General features: G+C 73.9%; 22 protein-coding genes. 9 read left to right on the top strand and 13 right to left on the bottom strand.

The window, feature by feature from the left end:
• Positions 1-3: 3 nt before the first annotated feature.
• From OG259_RS34100 to OG259_RS34085, 4 genes are read right to left on the bottom strand one after another with little or no spacing between them, the layout of a single operon-like run.
• Positions 4-945: a hypothetical protein gene (locus OG259_RS34100; protein WP_328945736.1), complete on the bottom strand. Its 942-nt coding sequence runs from the start codon at positions 943-945 to the stop codon at positions 4-6.
• On the bottom strand, positions 942-1,625 hold the full coding sequence (locus OG259_RS34095) for a hypothetical protein (RefSeq protein ID WP_328945735.1): 684 nt from the start codon (positions 1,623-1,625) through the stop codon (positions 942-944). The genes OG259_RS34100 and OG259_RS34095 overlap by 4 nt, the downstream gene beginning before the upstream one ends.
• Positions 1,622-3,166 carry a hypothetical protein gene (locus tag OG259_RS34090; RefSeq protein ID WP_328945734.1) on the bottom strand — a complete coding sequence of 515 codons (1,545 nt, stop codon included), beginning with the start codon at positions 3,164-3,166 and terminating at the stop codon, positions 1,622-1,624. Before OG259_RS34090 ends, OG259_RS34095 begins: the two co-directional genes overlap by 4 nt.
• 57 nt (positions 3,167-3,223) lie before the next feature.
• On the bottom strand, positions 3,224-3,934 hold the full coding sequence (locus OG259_RS34085) for a GntR family transcriptional regulator (protein WP_328945733.1): 711 nt from the start codon (positions 3,932-3,934) through the stop codon (positions 3,224-3,226).
• Between the two features lie 112 nt (positions 3,935-4,046).
• Between OG259_RS34085 and OG259_RS34080 the strand changes: the two genes are divergently transcribed.
• From OG259_RS34080 to OG259_RS34070, 3 genes are read left to right on the top strand one after another with little or no spacing between them, the layout of a single operon-like run.
• Positions 4,047-4,835, top strand: a complete 789-nt coding sequence (locus tag OG259_RS34080) for a LamB/YcsF family protein (RefSeq protein ID WP_328945732.1) — start codon at positions 4,047-4,049, stop codon at positions 4,833-4,835.
• Positions 4,832-5,497, top strand: a complete 666-nt coding sequence (locus OG259_RS34075; protein ID WP_328945731.1) for a 5-oxoprolinase subunit B family protein — start codon at positions 4,832-4,834, stop codon at positions 5,495-5,497. The genes OG259_RS34080 and OG259_RS34075 overlap by 4 nt, the downstream gene beginning before the upstream one ends.
• Entirely contained in the window at positions 5,494-6,357 is an 864-nt protein-coding gene (locus OG259_RS34070) for a biotin-dependent carboxyltransferase family protein (RefSeq protein WP_328945730.1), read from the top strand. Before OG259_RS34075 ends, OG259_RS34070 begins: the two co-directional genes overlap by 4 nt.
• Before the next feature lie 68 nt (positions 6,358-6,425).
• Here OG259_RS34070 and OG259_RS34065 read toward each other — a convergent pair whose 3' ends face one another.
• From OG259_RS34065 to OG259_RS34040, 6 genes are all read right to left on the bottom strand, one after another.
• On the bottom strand, positions 6,426-10,124 hold the full coding sequence (locus tag OG259_RS34065) for a hydantoinase B/oxoprolinase family protein (RefSeq protein WP_328945729.1): 3,699 nt from the start codon (positions 10,122-10,124) through the stop codon (positions 6,426-6,428).
• Positions 10,121-11,146, bottom strand: coding sequence for an SGNH/GDSL hydrolase family protein (locus OG259_RS34060; protein WP_328945728.1), 1,026 nt, complete (start codon positions 11,144-11,146; stop codon positions 10,121-10,123). Before OG259_RS34060 ends, OG259_RS34065 begins: the two co-directional genes overlap by 4 nt.
• Positions 11,143-12,369, bottom strand: a complete 1,227-nt coding sequence (locus OG259_RS34055; RefSeq protein WP_328945727.1) for a glycosyltransferase — start codon at positions 12,367-12,369, stop codon at positions 11,143-11,145. The genes OG259_RS34060 and OG259_RS34055 overlap by 4 nt, the downstream gene beginning before the upstream one ends.
• On the bottom strand, positions 12,366-13,487 hold the full coding sequence (locus OG259_RS34050; RefSeq protein WP_328945726.1) for a glycosyltransferase family 4 protein: 1,122 nt from the start codon (positions 13,485-13,487) through the stop codon (positions 12,366-12,368). Before OG259_RS34050 ends, OG259_RS34055 begins: the two co-directional genes overlap by 4 nt.
• Before the next feature lie 317 nt (positions 13,488-13,804).
• A complete protein-coding gene (locus OG259_RS34045) occupies positions 13,805-15,220 on the bottom strand; it encodes a HEAT repeat domain-containing protein (protein ID WP_328945725.1) in 1,416 nt (471 codons plus the stop codon).
• A 256-nt stretch (positions 15,221-15,476) separates the two neighbouring features.
• Positions 15,477-15,869, bottom strand: coding sequence for an ankyrin repeat domain-containing protein (locus OG259_RS34040; RefSeq protein ID WP_328945724.1), 393 nt, complete (start codon positions 15,867-15,869; stop codon positions 15,477-15,479).
• A 312-nt stretch (positions 15,870-16,181) separates the two neighbouring features.
• Here OG259_RS34040 and OG259_RS34035 point away from each other — a divergent pair, with 312 nt between their 5' ends.
• Both OG259_RS34035 and OG259_RS34030 read left to right on the top strand, forming a co-directional pair.
• The gene (locus OG259_RS34035; RefSeq protein ID WP_015032212.1) at positions 16,182-16,376 is read left to right on the top strand and encodes a hypothetical protein; all 195 of its coding nucleotides are present in this window, start codon (positions 16,182-16,184) and stop codon (positions 16,374-16,376) included.
• A gap of 37 nt (positions 16,377-16,413) precedes the next feature.
• Complete coding sequence (locus OG259_RS34030; protein WP_328945723.1) at positions 16,414-18,042, top strand: hypothetical protein; 1,629 nt, start codon at positions 16,414-16,416, stop codon at positions 18,040-18,042.
• A 100-nt stretch (positions 18,043-18,142) separates the two neighbouring features.
• Here the strand turns inward: OG259_RS34030 and OG259_RS34025 are convergent, their stop codons facing one another.
• Entirely contained in the window at positions 18,143-19,642 is a 1,500-nt protein-coding gene (locus tag OG259_RS34025) for an SCO1417 family MocR-like transcription factor (protein WP_266889478.1), read from the bottom strand.
• A gap of 102 nt (positions 19,643-19,744) precedes the next feature.
• On the opposite strand from OG259_RS34025, the gene yczE reads away from it, so the two are divergent.
• From yczE to OG259_RS34005, 4 genes are all read left to right on the top strand, one after another.
• Complete coding sequence (yczE, locus tag OG259_RS34020; protein ID WP_328945722.1) at positions 19,745-20,413, top strand: membrane protein YczE; 669 nt, start codon at positions 19,745-19,747, stop codon at positions 20,411-20,413.
• Positions 20,410-21,174, top strand: coding sequence for a glycerophosphodiester phosphodiesterase (locus OG259_RS34015; protein WP_328945721.1), 765 nt, complete (start codon positions 20,410-20,412; stop codon positions 21,172-21,174). Before yczE ends, OG259_RS34015 begins: the two co-directional genes overlap by 4 nt.
• A gap of 70 nt (positions 21,175-21,244) precedes the next feature.
• Positions 21,245-22,609, top strand: coding sequence for an MFS transporter (locus OG259_RS34010; protein ID WP_328945720.1), 1,365 nt, complete (start codon positions 21,245-21,247; stop codon positions 22,607-22,609).
• Positions 22,610-22,864: 255 nt separating this feature from the next.
• Positions 22,865-23,239: an RNA polymerase-binding protein RbpA gene (locus OG259_RS34005; protein WP_015032218.1), complete on the top strand. Its 375-nt coding sequence runs from the start codon at positions 22,865-22,867 to the stop codon at positions 23,237-23,239.
• Positions 23,240-23,511: 272 nt separating this feature from the next.
• Here the strand turns inward: OG259_RS34005 and fxsA are convergent, their stop codons facing one another.
• Together fxsA and OG259_RS33995 are read right to left on the bottom strand one after the other, a co-directional pair.
• Positions 23,512-24,105: an FxsA family membrane protein gene (fxsA, locus tag OG259_RS34000; RefSeq protein WP_328945719.1), complete on the bottom strand. Its 594-nt coding sequence runs from the start codon at positions 24,103-24,105 to the stop codon at positions 23,512-23,514.
• 138 nt (positions 24,106-24,243) lie between these two features.
• Positions 24,244-25,020, bottom strand: a complete 777-nt coding sequence (locus OG259_RS33995; RefSeq protein ID WP_328945718.1) for a polyprenol monophosphomannose synthase — start codon at positions 25,018-25,020, stop codon at positions 24,244-24,246.
• Positions 25,021-25,470: the final 450 nt, after the last annotated feature.

Raw genomic sequence — 25,470 nt, 5'->3', positions numbered from 1 at the left:
CGGTTACGCGTGCGGTGAGGCGTGGAAGGGCAGGCCCGCGTCGGCCGCGAGCTCCAGGTCGTCGCCGTCGGGCGGCGGAAGGAGGGTCGCGGAGCCGTCGCTGACGGGGACGACACCGAGTTCGAGCAGCTCGGCCATGGCGGCCGAACCGGCCATGTCGCGGACCTGGAGCTGGTAGCGGGCGGTGGTGCGGTAGGAGCCGCCGCCCTCGTCGCCGGTGCGCTGGAGGAAGCCGGATTCGGTGAGGAACGCTGCCGCCTTGCCGACGATGCCGGTGGTGGATCCGGCGAGGCGGCGGGCGTCCTTGGTGGCGCCGGTGGCGCTGCGGCGGGCGTAGATCCGCCAGGCGGCCTCCAGGCCGGGAGCGTCGGACGCCGGGTCGGTGTTCTCGCCCAGTTCCTCGGCGCGCTGCTCCAGACGCAGACACGCCTGGCGTACGAAGGCGTCGACGCCGTTGACGGTGAGGCGGCCGATGTACGCGTCGTCCGCGAGGTCCTCGGGGCGGGGGAAGGCCATGGCGGCGACGGCGAGATGCGCCAGGCCGTGCAGGAACCGGTCGGCCGAGTCCGTGGAGGCGCGGCGCGCGTAGTCGCCCATCCGGACGGCGAAGACGGAGTCCTCACCGGCGGTGACGGCCATCCCCGCGCGCGGGGAGACCTCCAGGACGACGAGGCCGAGACCGGTCGCGACGGCGTCGGCGAGGCGCGCGAAGGCGGGGTCCTCGCGGTAGCGGCGGAGCAGCTCCGCGTACTCGGCGTCGCGGGCCGGGAGCAGCTTGGGCTGCAGCCCGAAGGCGACGAGCCGGGCCGCGTCGGAGGCGTCGGCGGGGGTGACGGCGGACGCGGCGGCGCCGGCCGTGGCGGCGGCGCTCGTGGTGGCGGCCTGGGGCTGCGGGGGCTCCTGCTCGCCCCACGCGTCGGCGTACTCGGCGTGGGTTTCGCTCACGGCTGGGGCTCCTCGGTACGGCTCTCGGTCGATGTCGGTACGGCGGGGGTGACGGGTCGGGGTGGGGGCAGCGGCAGCGGGACCGGGGTGACGGCCGCCCGGGAGGTGGCGGGGCGGTCGGTCGGCGGGGCGGCGGGACGCGCGGCGGGCCCGTCCGCGGTGCGGTCCGCCGGTCGGTCCGCGCGCGTGACCGGTTCGTCCGTGAGCCGCACGGCGCGGACGGACGGGACGTCGCGCCGCCGCCGGGCGGACGCCGTACGGGTCGGCTCGGGCACGGCCACGACGCCGAGCCGCGGCTTGGGCCGGGGGCCGGACGCCTGTGCGGGCCGGTCCTCGGCGTCACCGCGCGTCGACGCGCCGGCGGGCGGGTCGACGCGGACGGCACGCACGCGGGGGCCGGGGCTGGGGACGGGGCGGTGGGTGGCGGGCTCCGGCGCGGTCTCGGGCTCCGATGCGGGCGCGGGCTGCGGCGGGGAGCCGGGCTGTGACGTGGAGCGCGGCTCCTGTTGCCGCTCCACGTGTTCAGACGGTGCCGACGAGTCGCGCGCGCCGTCTTCGCGTACGCCGATGCCCGCCGGGTCCGACGGGTCCTGCGCGGCCTCGGACGGGTGGGCGGGGCGGGCGGGCGGTACGGCGGCGTCGGCCGCGAGCGGCGTCGGAACCGGAGGGACGAGGGTCACGAGCCCTCCGTGCGGCCGGCGGCCATGCCCGCCGCGTCGAGCAGCGCCGTACCGACGATGAGGTCGGCGCCGCCGAACTCGGGGTCGTCCAGCGGGGTGCCGTCGTCGACGGCGAAGAGGAGCCGCTCCTCGCCCTGGCGGTAGGCCGTGCCGACCGGGGGGCTCGCCGCGTGGACGGCGAGCAGGGCGACGAGGTAGGGCAGGTCGGAGTCGAGCTCGCGGGCCTCGGCGAGCAGGCCGGAGAGCCGCCGCGGGGCGTCGTGCTCCAGGTCGAGCAGACGCATGGCGTTCGCGAGCTGCTCCTCGCTGAACCGGGAGTCGTCGGGGGTGGCGATGAGGTCGGGCTCGGGCATCTCCGCGCCGAGGTGCTCGCGCTCGACGGGCGGGGTCAGGAGGAGGTCGACAAGGTCGCCGAGGCGTACGGAGGCCGGGGTGCGCAGACCGGTGCCGCGCGCGAAGAACGCGTCGGTGACCCTGGCGGCCTGCTCGACGGGGAGCGGCAGGGTCGGCGCCACGAGCTGCCCGTACAGGTCGAGCCCGGTGTACGAGGTGGGGGCGGCGAAGGCCTGCCGGTCCTGCTCGGCGCGGAAGAGCGGCCCGGCGTCCAGGAGACGGGACTGGAGCTGGGTGTGGCGCCGGATGCAGTCCTTCACTATGTCGACGAGCTCGGCGGCGCGGCGCTTGTGCTCGGCCGTCTTGGCGTCGGACGCGGCCTCGGCCTCGTCGCGCGCCCTGCGGATGTTGGTGAGGATCGCGTTCTCGTGGCGGTAGCGGTCGGCGACGTGGTCGAGCGCCTCAGCGATCATGTCCGGCACCGTGTTGAGCCAGTCCACCGCGCGCACGTTGCGCCGGGTGGCCTCCAGGGTCTTGCGGAGGGTCTCGGCGTACTGCACGGTCCGGTAGCGCGCCTGCTCGGCGGCGAGCTGGGCGTCGGCGAGCCGGCCGCGGTTGATGAGGACCTCCAGCTTCACCTCGGCGGCGATCTGGGCGCTGGTGACGTCGGTGTCGAGGGCTCCGACCAGGACGTTGACCGCTTCGTCGGTGGTCCGGAGGTAGACGCCGCCGCCGTACCCCGGGACCTCCTCGATGAGCTTGAAGTCGTAGTCCCTGCGGACGTACACGCCGTCGGTTCCGAAGGTGCCGTAGACGGCGCGGAAGCCCCGGTCGACGCTGCCGACGTTGATCAGGTTCTCCAGGACCCAGCGGGCCACGCGCTCGTGCTCGGCGGCGGGGCGGGTGGGCGCCTGGGCGGCGACGCGGGGCAGCAGCCGGGCGACGATCTGCTCGTGGTCGGCGCCGGTGTCGAAGTCCATGTTCAGCGTGATGAGGTCGATCGCGGAGAGGGCCACCTCGGCCATCGCGTAGACCGTGTACTCACCGGCCAGGTTCGCCTTGCGGGCGTCCAGGTCGTGCAGCGGGGCCGTGCACGCGAGCGCGCGGAGGCGCCGCGCGAGCCCTTCGTCGGCGGCCGGACCCTGCGCGGGCCGCGGCCCCGCGCTGAGCTGGGGCGGAGCGAGGTCCGTCGAGGCAGGCGAAGTCACGGTGGACAGATTAGGTCCTCGAACTGACAACGGTCGAAACGGCGCAGATCGGGGAGGTCAGTCCGCCGGGCTCGGAGGGGTCCCGACGGCCCGCGCGTAGGCGGCCGCGACCCGGGTGCGGGAGTCGTCGAGATAGCGGGCCAGGAGGTCTTCGGCCGTGGTCCGCTCGCCGGCTCGCAGGGCGTCGAGGATCTCCCGGTTCCGTGCCAGGTACGGCTCGTGCAGGACACGGGGGTCGCCGACGACGTGGAAGGCGAGTCGGAGTTCCGCGAGGACGCCCCGCATCAGCTCGTCGGCGCGGGCGCTTCCGGCGAGGCCGACGAGCTCGCGGTGGAAGTGGATGTTGGCCGTGGAGACGGCCTGCCAGTCGCCCGTCCGCGCGGCCGTCTCGCCTTCCACCACGGCGGCGGCGAGGGCGTCGAGGGCGTACGGCGACGGTCCCAGGTCCCGCACGACGGCGCATTCGACGAGCCGCCGGGTGCGGTAGATGTCGTCCACGTCGTCGACGGCCAGGACCCGGACGAAGACGCCGCGGTTGAGCTCGTGGACCAGCAGCCGTTCGTGGGTGAGGAGCCGGAAGGCCTCGCGCAGGGTGTTGCGGGACACACCGAGCGCGCCGCCGATGCCGTCCTCGGAGAGCCGGGTGCCGGGCGGGAAGTAACCCTCCGCGATGCGGGTGCGCAGGATGTCCGCGACCCGCTCCGCCGTGCTCGTACGCCCGAGCAGCGCACGGTCGTCGGTCAGGTCCCCGGCTTCGCTCGCTGCCACGGCACTCCTCGTCGTCATCTTGTCGGATCGTTCAACAATCCTCTACGTTGACGGCATCGTACGGTCCCCCGTGCCGGCCCGGCACCCCTTTCCTCCCTCCTGCGAGGTGCAGATGCGCACGCCCCCGGCCCCGAGCACGGACGAGGCCCTGATCGATCTCAACGCCGATCTCGGCGAGGGCTTCGGCCGCTGGACGCTCACCGACGACGAGGAGCTCCTGTCGGTGGTGACCAGCGCCAACGTGGCCTGCGGCTTCCACGCCGGCGACGCGGCGACCATGCGGCGCGTGTGCGAGCTCACCGTCGCGCGCGGGGTACGGATCGGGGCCCAGGTGTCGTACCGCGACCTGGCCGGCTTCGGACGCCGCTCGATGGACGTGCCCGCGGCGGAGCTGGCCGCCGAGGTGGCGTACCAGATCGGCGCCCTGGAGGTCTTCGCGCGGGCGGCCGGCGCGCGCGTGGCGTACGTGAAACCGCACGGGGCGCTCTACAACCGGGTGGTCCGGGACGAGGAGCAGGCGGCGGCGGTCGTCGAGGGCGTCCTGCTCGCGGACCGCACGCTGCCGGTCCTGGGGCTGCCGGGGTCGCGGCTGCACGAGGCAGCCACGGAGGCCGGTCTGCCCGTCGTCCCGGAGGCCTTCGGCGACCGGGCCTACCGGGCGGACGGCTCCCTGCTGCCCCGCGGACAGGCGGGGGCGGTCGTCAGCGACCCGGACGCGGTGGTGGAACGGTCGGTGGCCATGGCCCGGTTCGGGGTGGTCACGGCGCACTGCGGCAGTTCCGTCGCCGTACGGCCCCGGTCACTGTGCCTGCACGGCGACACCCCGGGCGCGGTGGACCTCGCCCGTCGGGTCCGGAAGCACCTTGAGGGCTCCGGGGTACGGGTGGAGGCCTTCGCGTGAGGTCCACCGCCCCGCGCGCGTTGCGCGTGGGCGAGGGGGCGCTCCTGGTGGAGCTGGCCGGGGGCGAGGAGACGGAGGCGTTCCACGCCGAGCTGCTGCGGCGCCGGGCGGCCGGTGCTCTGCCCGCGATACGGGAGATCGTTCCGGCGGCGCGGACGGTGCTGCTCGACGGGGTGGCGGACCCGGACCGGCTCGCGGCCGAGCTGACCGGCTGGGAGCCGGGGCCGCTCTCCGCGCGCGTGGGCGAGGCGATCGAGATACCGGTCCGCTACGACGGGCCCGATCTCGCGGAGGTCGCCGCGCTGTGGGGGGTGTCGGTCGAGGCTGCGGTGCGGATCCACACGGCGGCCGAGTTCCGGGTCGCGTTCTGCGGGTTCGCGCCGGGCTTCGGCTATCTGACGGGGCTCGACGAGCGGTACGGGGTGCCGCGGCGGGCGACGCCGCGCACCGCCGTGCCGGCGGGTTCGGTCGCTCTGGCGGGGCCGTACACGGGCGTGTACCCGCGCTCCTCCCCCGGTGGCTGGCAGTTGATCGGGACGACGGACGCGGTGCTGTGGGACACCGGCCGTGACCCCGCCGCACTCCTTTCGCCCGGAACCCGCGTCCGCTTCACGGCGGAACGGTCCACCGCGGGCGACTCCACGGCGGAGGGCGGGCGATGACCGACCGGGCCGTCGCCGTGGTCCGGGCCGGGGCGCTGACCACCGTCCAGGACCTGGGGCGTACCGGGTACGCGCATCTCGGCGTGCCCCGCTCCGGCGCCCTCGACCCGGCGGCCGTACGGCTCGTCAACCGGCTCGTCGGCAACCCGGAGACGGCGGCCGTCCTGGAGACCACCGTCAACGGCTGCGCCCTGCGGCCCCGTTGTGCGGTGACCGTCGCCGTGGGCGGCGCGCCCTGTCCCGTACGGGTGGACGGGCGCCCGGGCGCCTGGGGAACCGCCGTCCGGGTGCCGGCCGGGTCCCTCCTGGAGATCGGCGCGGCCGTACGTGGGCTGCGCGCGTACGTGGCGGTCAGTGGCGGGATCGACGTCGAGCCGGTGCTCGGCAGCCGCTCCACCGACCTGCTGTCCGGACTGGGTCCGGCGCCGCTGGCGGACGAAGCGGTCCTCCCGCTGGGCCCGGGAACGGGCGTACGGGGCCCGGCCGACGCTCCCCCGTGGCCCGGCCCGCCGGACGAACTCGTGCTGAGGGTCCGGTTCGGGCCGCGCGACGACTGGTTCACCGCCGCCGCGCTCCGCACCCTCACCACGCGCGCGTACCGGGTGTCCCCGGCGAGCAACCGCATCGGGCTGCGCCTCGAAGGCCCGGCTCTTGAGCGGGCCATGCCGGGCGAGCTGGCGAGCGAGGGCATGGTCCTCGGCGCGGTCCAGGTGCCGCCGGACGGGCGGCCCGTGGTGTTCCTCGCCGACCATCCGACGACCGGGGGCTACCCGGTGGTCGGCGTGGTCCGGGAGGCCGATCTGGGCGCGGTGGCGCAGGCGGTGCCGGGGACGCCGGTTCGGTTCACGGCCGTGCGCTGAGGCCGTCCACGACGGCGGGACGGTTCGATCCGGGGACGGCGAGACGGTTCGTCCGGGGACGGGGGATGTCACGTCCCGTCGGGCGGCGGGCCGTAGCCACCGCCGCCGGGGGTGCGCAGGACCAGGACGTCGTCCGGCCCGACCTCCGTGGTGGCGGCGGCGCCGAGGCGCTCGACGGTGCCGTCCGCGCGTTCCACGAGGTTCTCGCCGAGGGCGCCCGGCTCGCCCCCCGCCATGCCGTACGGGGGGACCCTGCGGTGTCCGGTGAGGAGGGCCACCGTCATCGGCTCCAGGAACCGGATGCGGCGCTCCACCCCGCGTCCGCCCCGCCAGCGGCCGCGCCCTCCGCCGTCCTCCCGTACCGCGAAGGCGTCGATCCTGACCGGGTGGCGCCACTCCAGGATCTCGGGGTCGGTGAGCCGGGAGTTGGTCATGTGGGTCTGGACGGCGTCGGCGCCGTCGAAGCCGTCGCCCGCGCCGGAGCCGCTGGCGACCGTCTCGTAGTACTGCACGCGCGCGTTGCCGAAGGTGACGTTGTTCATGGTCCCGGAACCCTCCGCCTGGACGCCGAGGGCCGCGTAGAGCGCGCCCGTGACGGCCTGGGAGGTCTCGACGTTCCCGGCGACGGTGGCGGCCGGGTGGGCGGGCGCGAGCATGGAGCCGGGCGGGACCCGGACCTCCAGGGGTTCCAGGCAGCCGCTGTTGAGGGGGATGTCCTCGTCGACGAGGGTGCGGAAGACGTACAGGACGGCGGCCATGACGACGGCCGTGGGTGCGTTGGCGTTCCCCGGCAGCTGCGGGGAGGTCCCGGTGAAGTCGAGGACGGCGGACCTCCGTTCGCGGTCGACGCGGACGGCGACCCGGATGATCGCGCCGCCGTCGGTCTCGTAGCGGTATGCGCCGTCGTCCAGGCGGGCGACGATGCGGCGGACGGACTCCTCCGCGTTGGCGCGGACGTGCCGCATGTAGGCCTGGACGACATCGAGCCCGAACTCGTCGACGGTCTTGCGGAGTTCCTCGATTCCCTTCTCGTTCGCGGCGATCTGGGCGCGGAGGTCGGCGAGGTTGGTGTCCGGGTCACGGGAGGGGTGAAGGGCGCCGGTGAGCAGGGCCCGCGTCTCGGTCTCGCGCAGTCGCCCGTCCCGCACGAGCAGCCAGTTGTCGAAGAGGACGCCCTCCTCGTCGACGGTCCGGCTGAAGGCGGGCATGGAGCCGGGGGTGATCCCGCCGATCTCGGCGTGATGGCCGCGCGAGGCGACGAGGAAGCGGAGGTCGGCGCCTGATTCGTCGAAGACCGGCGTCACGACCGTGACGTCGGGCAGATGGGTGCCGCCGTGGTACGGGTCGTTGATCGCGTACACGTCCCCGGGGCGCAGGTCGTCGCGGCGGCGCCGCAGGACCTCCTTGATGGATTCGCCCATGGAGCCCAGGTGGACGGGGATGTGGGGCGCGTTGGCGATGAGGTTGCCCTCGGCGTCGAAGAGGGCGCAGGAGAAGTCGAGGCGTTCCTTGATGTTGACGGACTGGGAGGTGTTCTCCAGGCGGACGCCCATCTGCTCGGCGATGGCCATGAAGAGGTTGTTGAAGACCTCCAGGAGGACGGGGTCCACGTCCGTGCCGGCCGCCACGCGCGCGGGGCGGGGGGTGACGCGCTGCAGGAGGAGGTGTCCGGTGCCGGTCGCGGTGGCCCGCCAGCCGCTGTCGACGACGGTCGTGGCGTCGGCCTCGGCGAGGATCGCGGGCCCGTCCACGACGTCGCCCGGCCGCAGGTCCTCACGCCGGTGGAGGGGAGCCTCGTGCGGCGTGCCGGCGCTGAACATCCGGACGGCGGCGTGGGGCGTGGGCGGCCCTGCCCGCTCGTCCGGGGCTGCCCGCTCGTCCCGGTCTGCCCGCTCGTCCCGGTCTGCGGGCTCATCCCGGTCTGCGGGCTCATCCGGGGCCGCGGGCTCATCCGGTGCTGCCGGCTCGGCGTGAACGGGGCCGTGCGGACCTGCCCGGCCGACGGCTTCGACGGAGACCGCCTCGACGACGAGCGGCCGGTCCATGGTGAAGGCGTACCGCGCGCGGTGCACCGCTGTGAACTCCGCTTTCAGGTTCTCGGGCGGCGCGAGGTCGACCTGGAGGTTCGCGTCGGTTCCCGCGTATCTCAGGAGTACGCGCGCGTGCGTCGTGATCGCCTCGTCCGGCAGGCCGTCGGCGCGCAGCTCCGCGCGCGTGCGGTCGGCGAGTTCGGCGCAGAGATCCGTCACGCGCGCGTGCGTGCCGGGGGCGTCGAGTTCCGCCTCGACGGACCGCTCGCGCATGGCGGTGGCGTCGGCGAGCCCGATGCCGTACGCGGAGAGCACCCCGGCCAGCGGGGGTACGAGCACGGTGTCGACGCCCAGGGCGTCGGCGACCGCGCAGGCGTGCTGGCCACCGGCGCCGCCGAAGCTCGTGAGGGCGTACCGGGTGATGTCGTGGCCCCGCTGGACGGAGATCTTCTTGACCGCGTTGGCCATGTTGAGGACGGCGATCTCCAGGAAGCCCGCCGCGACCTCCTCGGGCGTGCGGTCGCCACCGACCTCCTCCGCGAGGGCGGTGAACCGTTCCCGTACGACGTCGGCGTCCAGGGGCAGGTCGCCGTTCTCGCCGAACACGGCGGGAAAGTGGGCGGGCTGGACGCGGCCGAGCATGACGTTGGCGTCGGTGACCGTGAGCGGCCCGCCCCGGCGGTAGCAGGCGGGGCCCGGGACGGCGCCCGCCGAGTCGGGGCCCACCCGGTAGCGGCGCCCGTCGAAGTGCAGGACGGACCCGCCGCCGGCCGCGACGGTGTGGATGCTCATCATCGGTGCCCGCATCCGCACCCCGGCGACCTGTGTACCGAGTTCACGCTCGAAGACGCCGGCGTAGTGCGACACATCGGTGGAGGTGCCGCCCATGTCGAAGCCGATGACGCGGTCGCGGCCCGCCTGTGCCGAGGTGCGGGCCATGCCGACGACGCCGCCGGCGGGTCCGGAGAGGACGGCGTCCTTGCCCCGGAAGTGGGCCGCCTCGCGCAGTCCGCCGTTGGACTGCATGAACATGAGGCGGATTCCGGCGAGTTCGTGGGCGACCTCGTCGACGTAGCGGCGCAGGATCGGCGAGAGGTAGGCGTCGACGACGGTGGTGTCCCCGCGGGGGATGAGTTTGATGAGCGGACTCACCTCGTGCGAGGAACTGACCTGGGTGAAGCCCGCGTCGCGCGCGATCGCCGCGATCCGGGCCTCGTGTGCCGGATGGCGGTAGCCGTGCAGGAGGACGACGGCGGCCGAGCGGAACCCCTCGCCGTGGGCGGCGTCGAGCGCCTCGGCGACGGCGGACTCGTCGAGGGGCCGGACGACGTGGCCGTGGGCGTCGACCCGCTCGGGAACCTCGATCACGCGCGCGTAGACCGCCTCGGGGAGCACGATCCGGCGGTCGAAGAGCCGGGGCCGGTTCTGGTAGGCGATGCGGAGCGCGTCGCGGAAGCCCTCGGTGACGAGGAGCACGGTCGGCTCGCCGCGCCGCTCCAGGAGGGCGTTGGTGGCGACGGTGGTGCCCATCTTGACGACGGCGATCCGGTCGGCGGGGACGGGTTCGTCGGGCCCCAGGCCGAGGAGGAGGCGGATTCCGGCGACGGCGGCGTCCTGACGCCGGGTGGGATCGTGCGAGAGCACCTTGCGCGTGACGAGCCGGCCGTCGGGCCGCCTGCCCACGACGTCGGTGAACGTGCCGCCCCGGTCGATCCAGAACTCCCAGCGCCCGTTCATCTCCCCATTGTGGCCGTGAGTGCGGCGGCGAGGGCGTCGTCCGCCCGCGCGTCGAGGGGTGCGGGACCGGTGCCGTCGGCCCAGTGACGCAGTTCGGCACCGGCGAGCAGCAGGAGCTGCGGCAGCAGGTCGTGACTGCGCCGGACGAGCCAGCCGGTACCGGCGGTGGCGAGCCAGAGCACGGTCTCGGCACGGCTCGGCGGCGGCAGGCCGGGCTCCCGGGCGGGCGGCGCCCCGTGGGCGAGGCCCCGGTCGGCGAGGAGCCGGTGGAACCCCTCGGCGACGGCCCGGTGGCCGCGCTCGCCGGGGTGCAGCCGGTCGGCGCTCCACAGGGTGCGGTCCTCGGTCCAGCTGTCGTCGGCGAGGTGCAGGTGGACGGCGCCGTAGCGAGCGGAGAGGGCGTGCACGACGGCGTTGACGGACCGCTGGCGGCGGGCGAGCGGGCGCGCCAACGGGGGCGGCAGGCCGAGCATCCGGCCGGGGTCGGGCAGACAGGCCGTCAGGAGTACGGCTCCGGCGTCGTCGAGGTCGGCGCAGACCCGGCCCAGACGGCGGGCGAGCACCCCGATGTCGAAGGTGCGGCGCAGGGTGTCGTTGACACCGACGACGACGGAGGCGAGGTGGGGACGGAAGGCGAGGGCTCGGGGGGCCTGCCGGTCTGCGACGTCACCGCTGAGCGCCCCGCTGACCGCGAGGTTCAGGAACGCCGTCTCCTGCCCCTCGGCCGCGAGCCCGTCGGCGAGGAGCGGCGCCCACCCCCGCCAGGCCCCGTCCACCCGGTCCCCGACGCCCTCGCTGAGCGAGTCCCCGAGCACGACGAACCGGACGGTGCCGGTGGTCCCCGGACGGGGGCGGGGGCGGGGCGGGGGTACGCGGGCGGGGGCGGGGGCGGGGACGGGGAGCGCGGCGTGAGCAGGGAGCGCGGCGGGAGTGGTGGCGAGCGCGACGGGCATCGGGGCCGTCGCCTCGGACTCCACCGAGATCGCGAGCGCGACCGGGGCGGACGCCTGGTCCGGTGTCATCGGCGCACCTCCTCGGGGAGCAGCGCCTCCGGGGCCGGGAGGGCGTCGTGTGCCCGGAGGAAGGCCGTGACGGAACGCTCCCAGGTGAAGACCTCCGCACGCGCGCGTGCGGCCTTGCGGCGGGCGGTCTCCGGGGCCGCGAGGAGTCCCCGTACGGCGGAGGCGAAGGCGCCCGGGGTGTCCACGGCCGAGGCACCTGCGGCGCCGACGACCTCGGGGAGTGCGGAGGAGGCGCTGACGACGACGGGGGTTCCGCAGGCGAGGGCCTCCAGGGCGGAGAGACCGAACGTTTCCGCGGGTCCCGGGGCGAGACACACGTCGGCCGCCGCCTGGAGGTCCGCCAGCGCCTCCCGGTCGGCGACGTGCCCGAGGAACCGCACCGGGAGGCGCCGCTCCCGTGCCCGCCGTTCCAGGGCCCCCTTCAGCGGCCCGTCGCCCGCGACCACCAGCGCCGCCTCGATGCCCGCGTCCCGCAGCTCCGCGAGGGCGTCCAGGGCCGTACCGGGCCGCTTCTCCACGGAGAGGCGCGAGCAGAGCAAAAGCAGTACCCGCTCCCCCTCCGCGTGCCGGGCCCGCAGCGCGGTGCTGCGGCGGCCGGGCCGGAAGCGCTCCAGGTCCACGCCGAGCGGAGCCCGTACGACGTTGCGTGCCCCGATCCGTACGAACTCGCGCTCCGCCCACTCCGTCGTGCAGACGATCCGCGCGAACGCCCACGCCGTGCGGCGGTTGAGCCGGTCCGCCGCGCGGGCCGCGACCGCCGACGGCACCCCCCAGGTGCGCAGGACCCCGTCCGCGGTCTCGTGGGAGACCATCACCGAGGGCACGCGGGCGCGTCGCGCCCACTCCCCCGTCCACCGCAGGGTCGTGCGGTCCGAGACCTCGATCCGGTCCGGCGCGAGTCCGTCGAGGAGGCGACGCAGCCGGCGCCGGTCGGTGAGGACCCGGTAGCCGCCGGTGCCGGGCAGTACCGGGCCGGGGAGGGTGATGACCCGGCCCTGCTCGGTGTGGACGTCGCTCGCGACGTCGCCGGGGACGATCAGGACGGGTCGGTGCCCTGCCGCGCGGTAGCCCCGGCCGAGCTGGTCGAGGGCGGTACGGAGGCCGCCCGATGTGGGGGTGACGAAGTTGGCGAGCCGTACGATGCGGAGCCCGGCCCCGTCGTGGCCGTGAACCCCTTCGGTCTCGCTTCCGCTGTGAACCCGGTCGACACGGCCGCCTCTCATGCCGCCACCACCGTCCGCTCCCGCAGGACCTCCAGGTAGTGCCCGATCAGCTCGTCGCCGAGGGCCTCCCAGGTGCGGCCCTCGACGGTGGCCCGGCCGGCCAGGCCGAAGGCCGCGCGCAGGTCCGGTGCCGCGGCCAGCGAGGCGACGGCAGCGCGCAGCGCGTCCGGGTCTCCCGGGGGTACGAGGAGTCCGGTGCGGCCGTGGTCGACCAGGTCCAGGGGTCCACCGGCGGCCGGGGCGATCACCGGGACTCCGCTCGCCATGGCCTCCTGGACCGTCTGGCAGAAGGTCTCGAAGGGGCCGGTGTGGGCGAACACGTCGAGCGAGGCGAAGATCCGGGCGAGGTCGGCGCCCGTGCGGCGGCCGAGGAACCGGGCGCCCGGCAGGGCGGTGCGGAGCGCGGGCCCGCTCGGCCCGTCCCCGACGACCACCAGCCGCACCCCGGGGAGTCTTCCGGCTCCGGCGAGGAGGTCCACGCGCTTCTCGGGGGCCAGGCGGCCCACGTAACCGACGAGGAGTTCCCCGTTCGGGGCGAGTTCCGCGCGCAGGGCGTCGTCGCGCAGCTCGGGGCGGAAGCGGACGGTGTCCACCCCGCGGCCCCAGAGCCGGATGCGGCCGATGCCGTGGGCCTCCAGGTCGCGGACGGCGGCGGAGGACGGGGCGAGGGTGCGGTCGGCGGCTCCGTGGACGGCGCGGAGGCGGCGCCAGGCGGCGCCCTCGCCGGTTCCCACGTAGGTGCGGGCGTAGCCGGCGAGGTCGGTCTGGTAGACGGCGACGGCGGGGATGCCGAGCCGGGTGGCGGCCGTCATCCCGCGCACCCCGAGGACGAACGGGCCGGCGAGGTGGACGAGGTCGGCGCGGTGGGCGGCGATGGCCGCGGCGACACGGCGGCTGGGCAGGGCGACGCGTACCTGCGGATAGCCGGGGAGGGGGAGGGAGGGCACCCGGACGACGGCGCAGGGGGCGTCGGCGTCCGCGGCCGGGTCGGCGACGGCGGGGGCGATGACGAGCGGGGTGTGACCCCGCCGGACGAGGTGGCGCGCGGTCTGCAGGGCGCAGTGCGCCACACCGTTGACGTCGGGAGGGAAGGATTCGGTGACGATGACGACACGCATACGGGTGTTGTCGTCGCGTCCGGCGTGTCCCCGCCAACGTCGATCTGGACGGGGAGGGAACGTCCCATGAGCGTTTCGCGCGGGGACCACCGGCGGCCGGAAACGATCAAGCGCCGCCGTGCGGGAGCGTGCCGGGCGCTCCCCCCGTGGCCCCGACTCGTCCGTGCGCCCGGCCGGTGCGCCGGGGCGGGGCCTCGCGCGGCGGGTTCTCCGCCGGGGGCCGCGCCGCCCCGGAGCCGGGTGACGGGGTGACCGGTTCCGGCCCGTGGGGCCGGAGCTCGGGTCGGGTCCGAGGTCCGGGCCGGACCTCGCCACGGTCAGACCTGCAGGTCAGGCCCTATCCGGTTGCGTACCGCGGTCTGGACCTCGACCTCTTCGGCCGGGTCCGCCGCGAGGCGGCGCAATCGTTCGGCGACGCGCACGTCCCCGGTCTCGGCGTGCTGGGCCGCGACCTCGCGGGTGGTCTCCTCGCAGTCCCACAGGCATTCGACGGCGAAGCCGTTCGCGAAGGTGGGGTCGGTGGCGGCGAGGGCGCGGGCCACGCGCCCGCGTAGCTGGGAAGAGGCCGTCTCGCGGTAGACGTGGCGCAGCACGGGGGCGGCGCAGACGATGCCGAGGCGGCCGGCGCCGTCCACGAGCGCGCCGAGTGAGGGCGCGTCGGGGCCTTCGGAGCGGATGGTGTCGCGCAGCGCGCCGAGGACGGAGGGGGAGTCCTGGGCGGTGCCTCGGGAGGCGAGGACGTCTGCGGCGGCGGCGCCGAGGGCGTCGGTCCGACGGACCCACGCGCGGGCGCGGGCGACGGCGTCCTCGCCGCACATGCGGCGGTAGGCGGCGATCGCGGCATCGGCGACCTCGCCGGAGTCGCCGTCCGCGGCGGCCGCGACGAGGTCGAGGACCGCGGGGTCCCGCGATTCGGCGAGGTGGTGGAGGGCGGCACCCCGGGCTCCCACCGAGCCGTGGCGGGCGGCGGCGAGGAGTTCGGGCCGGTCCTCGGGGCCCGCGACGGCGGTGAGGCAGCGGGCGGCGGGACCGTACAGCACGGCTCCGCGCTCGTAGCCCTCCTGCGCCCAGTCGAGGACGGCGCGCACGCTCCAGCCGGGGCGGGGCCCGGCGGGGCGCATCTGGCGCTGCCAGCGGTCGAAGGAGCCCTGTTCCTGGGCAGCCCTGACCCGGGCGCCGACGGCGTCGCGCTGGTCCTCGGCCCACAGGCGCCAGGGGCGGGGCTCGAAGGCGTCCCGTACGACGCCGGCCAGCTCGGCGTCGCCCTCGGCGTCGGCCGGGAAGCGGGCGAGCACGGGAACGGCCAGCGCGCGGAGCCCGGCGTCGTCGTCGCGGAGCGCCAGCTCGTCGAGGGCCCAGGCCCAGTTCGTGCCGGTCGCCGCGTAGCGACGGAGCAGGACCAGGGCGTCCTGGCGTCCGTAGGAGGCGAGGTGCCCGAGGACGGCGAGCGCGAGCCCGGTCCTGGACTCCTCGGTGTCGAGGTGGTCCTCGGCGCCGAAGAGGTGCGCCTCGATCTCGTCGAGACCGCCGTGGAGGTCCAGGTAGAGACGGGCGTAGTAGAGGGAGCGGTTCTCGACCTGCCAGTCGTGGCGGGGGTCGTCGAGAACGCAGTGGTTGAGGGCCGCGAGGGCCTCGGCGCGTGGCGCGGCGAGCGCGTGCAGGGTGCCGTCGCCGCGGCCCCGCTGCAGCAGGCCGAGCAGAGTGCCGCTCGGCGCTATGACTGGATCGAACATGGGGAGACGCCTCACATCAAGCTGTCGACACGACCGGGGGATACCGGGATGACCCGGGTCGGGCGGTACATCGCCCGTACGCCTAGGCCGTGCGGCAACATGTCGGGCCGCTCGTCGTCCATCGCCTGCCAGTGACCATCTTCCTCAGCCTCTCGTCGGTGGCCCGTTTTGCCGGGCCCGACGTCATGATGACCCACCCATTTCGCCACCGCGACCACATTTACGACGCCGCTCTCACCTGGGGTTCAGTGCCCGTTCACCGGGATCCGAAGAGGGCGAGGAGTTCGGTCTTGCCGAACATCCGGGCGGTGTCGAGCGCGGACGGAGTCCCAGCCTCCGGATTTGCCCCGCCGGCGAGGAGCGCGTGGATCACGGCGTCCTCACCCTTGAAGACGGCACCGGCGAGCGGGGTCTGGCCGCGGTCGTTGGCGCGGTCGGCGTCGGCACCGCGCGCGAGGAGGGCGGAAACCGCGGCGGGGTGGCCGTGGTACGCGGCGAGCATGACGAGGGAGTCGCCCTTGTCGTTGGTGAGGTTCGCGGGGACACCCGCGTCGACGTAGGCGGCCAGCGCGTCGGCGTCCCCGGTGCGCGCGAGGTCGAAGACCTTGGACGCCAGCTCGATGACCTCGGGGTCCGGAGTCTCGCTCATCGGGGGGATCCCGCCTCTCTCTCCTGCGTTCGTCGACCGGTGCACGGCAAGCGCGGCCGTACGAGTGAATCGACAGGGTACTGCCCGTTCGGCGACATGACCTCGCCCGACCGAGGCAAAGATCACGACAGCCCGCCCACGGCCGCTCCTCTAGCGCACGCCGGGCATTTCGCCACCCGACAGCCCGTTCGATGTCCGCCGGTCAAGTGAAATAGCCCGTTTTTCACTCTAATGCACCTTTAGTCACATAGATACTTGCTGTGAACTTGGAAGGACTCATGGTGACTGTCCCCTCAACCAGGAGAACACCCAATGATCCTGTCCATCTCAGGCGTGGTCCTGCTCGGCATCATCTGCTTCCTGTTCTTCAAGAAGGACGGGATGAAGGCCTCGCACGCCCTCGTCAGCGCGCTGTTCGGCTTCTACCTCGCGGGTACCGCCATCGCACCGAGCATCACGGCGGGCGGGCAGAGCCTCGCCGGCCTCCTGGGCGGGATCAAGTTCTGACGCCCTCCAGTCCCTTCCACCACTTCAGGAGTACTTCGTGGCCCGGCGACCACTCCCCCGCATTCTGAGCAGCGGCAGCGCACAGATCGCTCGTAGTCGAGAGATCGCGCGCACGGCCGCCGACAGCGCCACCGACGTGCTCCATCCACTGATCACGGTCTCCCGTGGTCTGCGGAAGCTGGCCGCGACCGCGCGCGCCAAGTGGGCCGCGACCCCCAAGGAGCGGCGTGGTCCTACGCTTCTCCTGGTCGCGGCCTGCGTCCTGGTCGTCGCCCTGATGCCGTACGGGCCGCTCCTCGCCCTCGTCACGCTCATGGCCGCGGCCGCGTGGAAGGGTCGCGAGCGCCCCGTCGTCAAGACCGGTCCCGACGACGCGGAGCTCGCCCGGCTCAAGGGCCTTTACGAGGCCCTCGTGCCGTACTTCTCCGTCGCCGAGGACCCCGCCCCGCTCTTCGCCCACGGCGGCGACTGGAGCGGCGCCTTCACGGAGTACGCCTTCGACGAGGACGGGCGTCTCACCCGGCTGAGGATCGCGTACCCGCCGTACTTCACCGACGGCGAGCCCGCCGCACGCGCGCGTATCGAGCAGTTGCTGCACGCCAAGTCCGGGCGCGGCCGCGAGTACCTCTTCGACTGGGACGAGGAGGGCAACCGGCTCGTCATGAGCGTGCTGCCCGCCCTGCCCACCACCATCGCCGCCCAGCGCTTCGTCACCGTGCCGGGCGAGACCGTCCTCGGCTTCACCGACGCGGAGGCCGTGCAGCGGACGGTGCCCGTGATCGCGTCGGACGGTACGGAGGACGCGCCGGCCGTGGTCTGGCGCACCGGCCCCCGGTCCACCGAGCCGCATCTGCTGGTCGTCGGCCAGCCGGGCAGCGGCACCACCTCCCTGCTGCGCTCGATCGCGCTCCAGGCCCTCCCCCACGGCGACGTGCTGATCGTCGAGGGCGGTGGCACCGGCGAGTACGCGTGCCTCACCGGCCGCGACGGAGTCCTCGCGGTCGAGTGCGGGCTCTCCGGCGCCCTCGCCACCCTGGAGTGGGCGGCGCACGAGACGGAGCGGCGGCTGATCGCCGCGAACCGGGCCCGGCAGGCCGGACAGCCCGCGCCCGAGGACACTCGCCGCCCGCTGTGGATCCTGCTCGACCGGCCGGGCGTCCTCGGCGACCTGGCCGCCGCCGACGGCCGCCCCGACCCGCAGGAGCTGCTCCAGGTGCCGCTGCGGCACGGGCGCGCGGCCCAGGTCACGGTGGTGGTCGCCGAGCAGTTCGACAGCGCGGACACGCTGAGCGAGGCGGTACGGACCCACACCAGGGCCCGGATCGTGCTCGGCCCCGCCGCACCGGAGCAGATCGCCTCCGTCCTCGGTACCCGGCCGCACACCACGCCCACGCCACAGGTCCCGGCGGGCCGTGGCTACGCGCGCCTGGGCGCCGGCCCGGTCCTTCGCCTCCAGGTGCCCGCGACGCCCGACCCGTACGACGACGCGACGAGCGAGGCGCACCGCCAGGCGGTCCTCGAACTCCTCCCGGAGCGCCGCACGGCGACGACGATGGAGATCGAGACGGTCACCGTGAAGAGCTCCCCCGAACCGGCCCCGGCACCCCGCGCCGAGCCGGACCCCGAGCCCGCCCCCCTGCACGCCCCCGTCCCCGCGGAGGGCTGAGCACCACGCGCGCGTGAAGAGGCCGGTACGGACCCCCCAGGTCCGTACCGGCCTCTTCACGCGATGTGCGAGAACACGCGATGCGCGAGAGGACGAACGACTACGCCACGAACGACCGCGGCGGTTCGGTCCCCCCACCGGCGCCCGACTCCACGAGCCGGGCCGCGGCGGCCAGTCGGGCCGCGGCCTCGTCGGCGACCGGCCCACCGACCGTGAAGGGCAGCCGGACGAAACCCTCGAAGGCCCCGTCGACGCCGAACCGAGGGCCCGAGGGGACCCGGACGCCGACCCGCTCGCCCGCCTCGGCGAGCCGGGAGCCGGAGAGGCCGCCGGTCCGGACCCAGAGCGTCAGGCCGCCGCGCGGCACGGAGAACTCCCACTCCGGGAGTTCCCGGCGGACGGCGGTGACGAGCGCGTCCCGGTTCTCCCGTGCCTGGTCGCGGCGGAGGGTCACGGCCTCCTCCCAGCCGCCCGTCCGCATGAGCCAGTTCACGCCGAGCTGTTCGAGGACGGGGGTGCCGAGGTCGGCGTACGCGCGCGCGGCGACCAGGGAACGGATGACGTCGGGGGCCGCCCGGACCCAGCCGATGCGCATGCCCGCCCAGAAGGCCTTGCTCGCCGAGCCGACGGTGAGGACGGTGGAGCCGGCCGGGTCGAAAGCGCAGACCGGCCGGGGCATCTCCAGGTCGTCGTCCAGGTGGAGCTCGGCCATGGTCTCGTCGACGACGAGGACGGTGCCGGCCGAGCGGGCAGCGTCCACGAGCTGCCGCCGCTGGTCCTCGTCGGCCAGGGCGCCGGTCGGGTTGTGGAAGTCGGCCACCACGTACGCAAGGCGGGGGGCCGCGTCGCGCAGCACCTGCCGCCAGCGGCCCAGGTCCCAGCTCCCGAGCCCCTCCGACATGGCGACGGGCACGAGGCGGGCCCCGGCCTCCCTCATCAGCTGGAGGATGTTGGCGTACGACGGGGACTCGACGGCGATGCGCTCGCCGCGCCCCGCGAAGAGGTGGCAGATGGCGTCGATGGCACCCATGGCGCCGGTCGTGACCATGATCTGCTCGGGCATGGTGGGGATGCCGCGCGCGGTGTACCGGTCGGCGAGCATCTGCCGCAGCGTGGGCAGTCCCGCCGGGTAGTCGCCGTGCGTGTGGGCGTAGGGGGGCAGTTCCTCCAGGGCACCCTGGACGCCCCGGGTGAGCCAGGGCTCGGGCGCGGGCAGCGCGGCGCAGCCGAGGTCGATCATCGAGCCCAGCGCCTCGGGGGGCAGCGGTTCGAGTCCCCGCGCGGGCAGTGGGTTCCCGGCCGGTACGGCGGTCCAGCTGCCGGCCCCGCGCCGCGACTCCAGGAAGCCCTCGGCGCGGAGCGCCTCGTAGGCCGCGGCCACCGTCGTACGGCTGACGGTGAGGGCGAGGGCGAGTTCCCGCTCGGCGGGCAGGCGGGCGGCGACCGGGACCCGGCCCTCCAGGACGAGCAGACGGATGCCGTCGGCCAGCGCGCGGTAGGCGGGCGGCTTCCGGGCGCCGGGTCCGGCGGGCCTCGGCTGCTGCGCCTGGAGCTGCCGCGCGAGCTGAGCCGGTCCTACCGCCGAAGTCCACTGGGCCATCGAAATCAGTCCACCTTCCTCGAATTGGCCATGGTTGGCACCCGTTCCCCCGCCACAGAGTGTCATGAGCCAGTCCACTACCACCACTCTGGGGGAAGACCCTTGTCCATCGCCTCCGGCCTCCACGGCCGGCACCTCACCCGTCGGCTCGTCCAGCTCTACGTGGGGTTGACGCTGTACGGGGTCAGCTCGGCGCTGCTGGTGCGCAGCGGTCTCGGCCTGGAGCCCTGGGGAGTCCTCCACCAGGGCCTCGCCGAGAAGACGGGGCTGACCATCGGCGTGGTGTCGATCATCGTGGGGGCCGTGGTGCTGCTGCTGTGGATCCCGATCCGGCAGCGCCCGGGGCTCGGCACGGTGTCCAACGTGTTCGCGATCGGTCTGGCGATGGACGGCACCCTGGCGCTCGTCCCGGACGTCCACGGCCTGACGGGCCGGATCCCGCTGCTCGCGGTCGGCATCGTCCTCAACGGGGTGGCCACCGGCCTGTACATCGCGGCGCGCTTCGGCCCCGGCCCGCGCGACGGCCTGATGACGGGCCTGCACCGGCTCACCGGCCGGTCGATCAGGCTGGTGCGGACGGCGATCGAGGTGGCGGTGGTCGCCACCGGCTTCCTGCTCGGCGGCTCGGTCGGCGTCGGCACGGTGCTGTACGCGCTGGCCATCGGACCCCTCGCCCAGTTCTTCCTTCGCCGGTTCGCCGTTCCCGAGCCGGACTCCGTAAGCACCTCGGTCTCCACCGCGACACCGGAAGGCGCCATACTGCGGCGGTGACTCGCGTACGCCACCCCTATCTCGACCATCCCTCGCCCCTCCCGTTCGCCCATCGCGGCGGCACGGCGAACGGCCTGGAGAACACCGCGGCCGCCTTCCGCGGAGCCGCCGCGGCGGGCTACCGCTACTTCGAGACCGATGTGCACACGACATCGGACGGGGCTCTCGTCGCCTTCCACGACGCGACCCTCGACCGGGTCACGGACGCCTCGGGCCGGATCCGCGACCTGCCGTGGGCGGCGGTCCGGGAGGCCCGCGTGGCGGGCAAGGAACCGCTGCCGCTCTTCGCCGACCTCCTGGACGAGTTCCCGGAGGCCCGCTGGAACGTGGACCTCAAGACCGAGTCGGCGCTGTACCCGCTGGTGAACCTGATCCGCAAGAAGCGCGCCTGGGACCGGGTCTGCGTGGGTTCCTTCACCGAGGCGCGGATCGCGCGGGCCCAGCGGATGGCCGGGCCCGAGCTGGCCACCTCGTACGGCGTGCGCGGGGTGATCGGGCTGCGGCTGCGCTCGCTCGGCATCCCGGCGGCGGTACGGGCCGGGGCGATCGCCGCACAGGTCCCCGAGCGGCAGGGCGGCATCCCTGTGGTGGACCGCCGCTTCGTTCGGGAGGCGCACGCGCGCGGGCTCCAGGTCCATGTGTGGACCGTGAACGATCCGGCCCGGATGAACTCTCTCCTCGACCTCGGGGTCGATGGCATCATGACCGATCAACTGGAGACGCTGCGCTCGGTGCTGACCGAGCGGGGTGTGTGGGTCTGAGCGCGCGTCCCGGTGACTCCGGGCCCGGATCACCAGGCCCGCTCACGGGGACGAACGAGGGGGCGCGGCCTTGACCGCTGGAACCACCGAACCGGAGGAGTACACCTCCGATCCCGCCGAACGCAAGCGGGAACAGCGGGGCTGGTACTTCTACGACTTCGCCTGCTCCGTGTACTCGACGAGCGTGCTCACCGTGTTCCTCGGCCCCTACCTGACCTCCGTGGCGCGGGCGGCGGCCGACGCCGAGGGCTTTGTGCACCCGCTCGGAATACCCGTGCGGGCCGGCTCGCTCTTCGCGTACGCCGTGTCCGCCTCGATCGTGGTCGCGGTCCTGCTGATGCCGCTGGTCGGCGCGATCGCGGACCGTACGGGCCGGAAGAAGCCGCTGCTCGCGGCCGCCGCCTACGTGGGCGCGACGGCCACGGCGGCGATGTTCTTCCTGGCGGGCGACCGGTATCTGCTGGGCACGTTCCTGCTGATCGTGGCGAACGCCTCGATCTCGGTCTCGATGGTGCTCTACAACGCCTATCTGCCGCAGATCTCGGAGCCGGACGAGCGGGACGCGGTCTCCTCGCGCGGGTGGGCCTTCGGCTACACGTCGGGCGCGCTCGTCCTCGTCCTGAACCTGATCCTCTACTCGGGCCACGACTCCTTCGGCCTCACCGAGGGCGAGGCGGTCCGGATCTGCCTCGCCTCGGCCGGCGTGTGGTGGGGCGCCTTCACCATCGTGCCGCTGCGGCGGCTGCGGGACCGGCGGATCGGCCCGGAGGGGCACGAAGGAGCCGGCGGGGTCGGCAGCGGCTGGCGACAGCTGAGGGCGACCCTCAAGGACATGCGCCGGCATCCGCTGACGCTCTCCTTCCTGCTCGCCTACCTGGTCTACAACGACGGCGTGCAGACGGTGATCTCGCAGGCCTCCGTGTTCGGCTCGGAGGAGCTGGGCCTCGACCAGACCACGCTCATCACGGCCGTCCTGCTGGTCCAGGTGCTCGCGGTGGCGGGCGCGCTCGGCATGGGGCGACTCGCCCGGTCGTACGGCGCCAAGCGGACGATTCTGGCCTCGCTCGCGGTCTGGACGGCGATCCTGGTGGCGGGCTATCTCCTGCCGCCCGACGCGCCCGTGTTCTTCTACTGTCTCGCCGCCGCGATCGGCCTGGTGCTGGGCGGGAGCCAGGCGTTGTCGCGTTCGCTGTTCTCTCATCTGGTGCCGCGCGGCAAGGAGGCGGAGTACTTCTCGGCCTACGAGATGAGCGATCGTGGGCTCAGTTGGCTGGGTCCGCTCGTGTTCGGTCTCGCGTATCAGCTGACCGGGAGCTACCGGGATGCCATCATCTCCCTGGTGATCTTCTTCGTGGTCGGTTTCGCCCTGCTCGCCCGGGTCCCGGTGCGGCGCGCGGTGGAAGCCGCCGGGAACCCGATACCGGACCGAATTTAGACGTGGCAGTGAAAGGGCGGTAGTGTACGCGTTTGGCCTGCCAGGCGGACCGTTACTGCGTGCTGCTTTGGTGAAGACACCGGGTCACTTCTGCCGTCAGATGTGACAAAACGGGCACTGGTGGGTACAACAAGGGGCGGCACGACGGGCGACGCATGACCCGGCACGGGAATCTTTACCGCCGACCGGACGTTGACCGGATAACGACGACAGCGACACCTGTCCTGTGGGCGACAAGCCCGGGAGGCACGATTCATGAGTGAGCGAGCTCTTCGCGGCACGCGCCTCGTGGTGACGAGCTACGAGACCGACCGCGGCATCGATCTGGCCCCGCGCCAGGCCGTGGAGTACGCATGCGAGAAGGGCCATCGTTTTGAGATGCCCTTCTCGGTGGAAGCGGAAATTCCGCCGGAGTGGGAATGCAAGGTCTGCGGAATCCAGGCACTCCTGGTGGACGGGGACGGACCTGAGGAGAAGAAGGGCAAGCCTGCGCGTACGCACTGGGACATGCTCATGGAGCGACGCACCCGCGAGGAACTGGAGGAGGTCCTTGCCGAAAGGCTGGCCGTCCTGCGTTCCGGCGCCATGAACATTGCGGTGCATCCGCGCGACAGCCGCAAGTCCGCCTAGCGGACCCATCGGACGAACAGACGCCGCGGGGCCCGGTACACGAACTGTGTACCGGGCCCCGCGGCGTTCGTCGTGTCCCGCTCGCTCGCCGACGGCGGATCAGGACCCGCCCGCGACCTCACTCACAGCGGACCCGTGCCCGCCACCTCGGCCCACCACCTCACAGCGGACCCGCGCCCGCCACCTCGACCCGCCATGTCACAGCGGACCCGTGCCCCGCTCCCTCAGTGCGGAGGGGCGGGGCACGGGCAGTGCGGGGCAGGGGCGAATGATCAGGACATCAGGGGCGGGCGGGGCTCGTCGGCCCGGCGCGGGCCCTGAGCGGCGTCCTCGCGGATGACCTCACCCTGCACGACCTTGCCGTCCGGGCGGTGGATACGGGCCTGCTGGAAGGCGTCCTGGAGGCTGCCGGGAGGTGCGGCGGCCATCCGGCGCTCGGCGGCCCGGTCCGCGTACCGCCCGAGGAGGGAGCGGACCGGGGGGATCAGCAGCAGCAGGCCGAGGACGTCCGAGACCAGGCCGGGGAGCATCAGGAGCAGACCGCCGAGCATCAGGAAGCCGTTGCGGTCCTCCGCGCCGGTCCGCTCGGGCGCCGAGGGCATCGTGCCCGTCTGCGCCGCGGCCTGGGCCTGCTGGAAGGTCGAGGTGAGGTTACGGAAGGCACGCCGGCCCGCCCGCTTGACGACGGCGGCACCGAGCACGATGCCGCCGACGAGCAGGGCGAAGACGGTGAGTCCGCCCGCCGCGTTCGCCACCACCGTGAGCAGCCAGATCTCGAGGACCAGCCAGGCGGCGACGCCGATCGGAAGGAACGTACGCGCGCGTGAGCGCTTGGGGGCGAGGGGAGGCGTTGCGCCGGTCGTCATGGTCCCCAGTGTGCCTGGACCCCCGCCGGAACGTCGTAAAGGAGAGATCAGGACGCGGGAGGGCGACGGGTCAGGCCACCGAAGGAGAATCCGAAGGGAAACCGCGGGAGAACCCGTGGGAAAGGGTGGGGAATCCGGTCAGGAAGACTTGCGGCCGAGCAGCTTGCCGACCTTCTCCGCGCGCGCGGAGAGACCCCAGCCGGTGACCCGCCACAGCGCCTCGACGACGATGTTCCGGCTCATCTTCGAGTCGCCGATCTCGCGCTCGACGAAGGTGATCGGGACCTCGACGACGTGGAAGCCGGCGGCGACGGCGCGGCGGGCCAGGTCGACCTGGAAGCAGTAGCCGGCCGAGGCCACGTCCTCCAGGCCCAGGCCCTCCAGGGTCTCCTTGCGGAAGGCCCGGTAGCCGCCGGTGACATCGCGGATCGGTACGTCGAGCATCACGCGCGAGTAGAGGCTGCCGCCGCGGGAGATGAACTCGCGGGACTTCGGCCAGTTCACGATGCGGCCGCCCGGCACCCAGCGGGAGCCGAGGACCAGGTCCGCGCCCTTGAGGGCGGTGAGCAGCCGCGGAAGCTCCTCGGGCTGGTGGGAGCCGTCGGCGTCCATCTCGACGAGGACGCCGTAGCCGTGCTCGATGCCCCACCGGAAGCCGGCGAGGTAGGCGGCGCCGAGCCCCTCCTTGCCCTTGCGGTGCAGGACGTGCACATGGTCGTCCTCGGACGCGATCTCGTCCGCGAACTTGCCCGTGCCGTCAGGGCTGTTGTCGTCGGCGACGAGAACGTGCGCCTCGGGCACGGCCTCCCGCACCCGCGCGACGATCGGCTTGATGTTCTCCGCCTCGTTGTAGGTCGGAATGATCACCAAGGCCTTGCCGAGCGGGCCGTAACGCCTCTGGCCACCGTCGTTCACTACTGCCCCTTCGGATACATACACAGGCCCCCACCATAGCGAGGTCCTCGGAGTGCTCCGGCGCTGCGGGGTCGGTTGGAAGGGTTGACGCGGCGGCCGGACCGGACGGTTCGCGGGGTGGCGCGGCCGGTCGGGCGGGGGGTCACGGCCGGTCGGAGGGGCGGTCGGCGCCGTTGACGTGCGGTGCGGGGCCCGACGTCCTTCGGTCCGACCTGGGATCCGCTGGCTGCGGGTCGACCGAGAGCCGTTGTCTACTGAACGTCCGGGCCCCACCCGGGTCGCACCTTCCGCCGGAGAAACCTTCCCCCTCGCGGCCGAGGCGCGGGCGGCGTTCGGCGAATGCGTGGAGGTGCGGACCGGTCGGACGTCCTGTGGTGGACGCGGAGAACCTACCCGCCCCCGCCTGTCGACTGTCAACACCCGCTTGACCTGCGGAGACTTCCTAAAAGC

The sequence above is a fragment of the Streptomyces sp. NBC_00250 genome (genome assembly GCF_036192275.1).
GTDB lineage: Bacteria > Actinomycetota > Actinomycetes > Streptomycetales > Streptomycetaceae > Streptomyces.
This window is presented reverse-complemented; position numbering and strand designations above follow the sequence as displayed.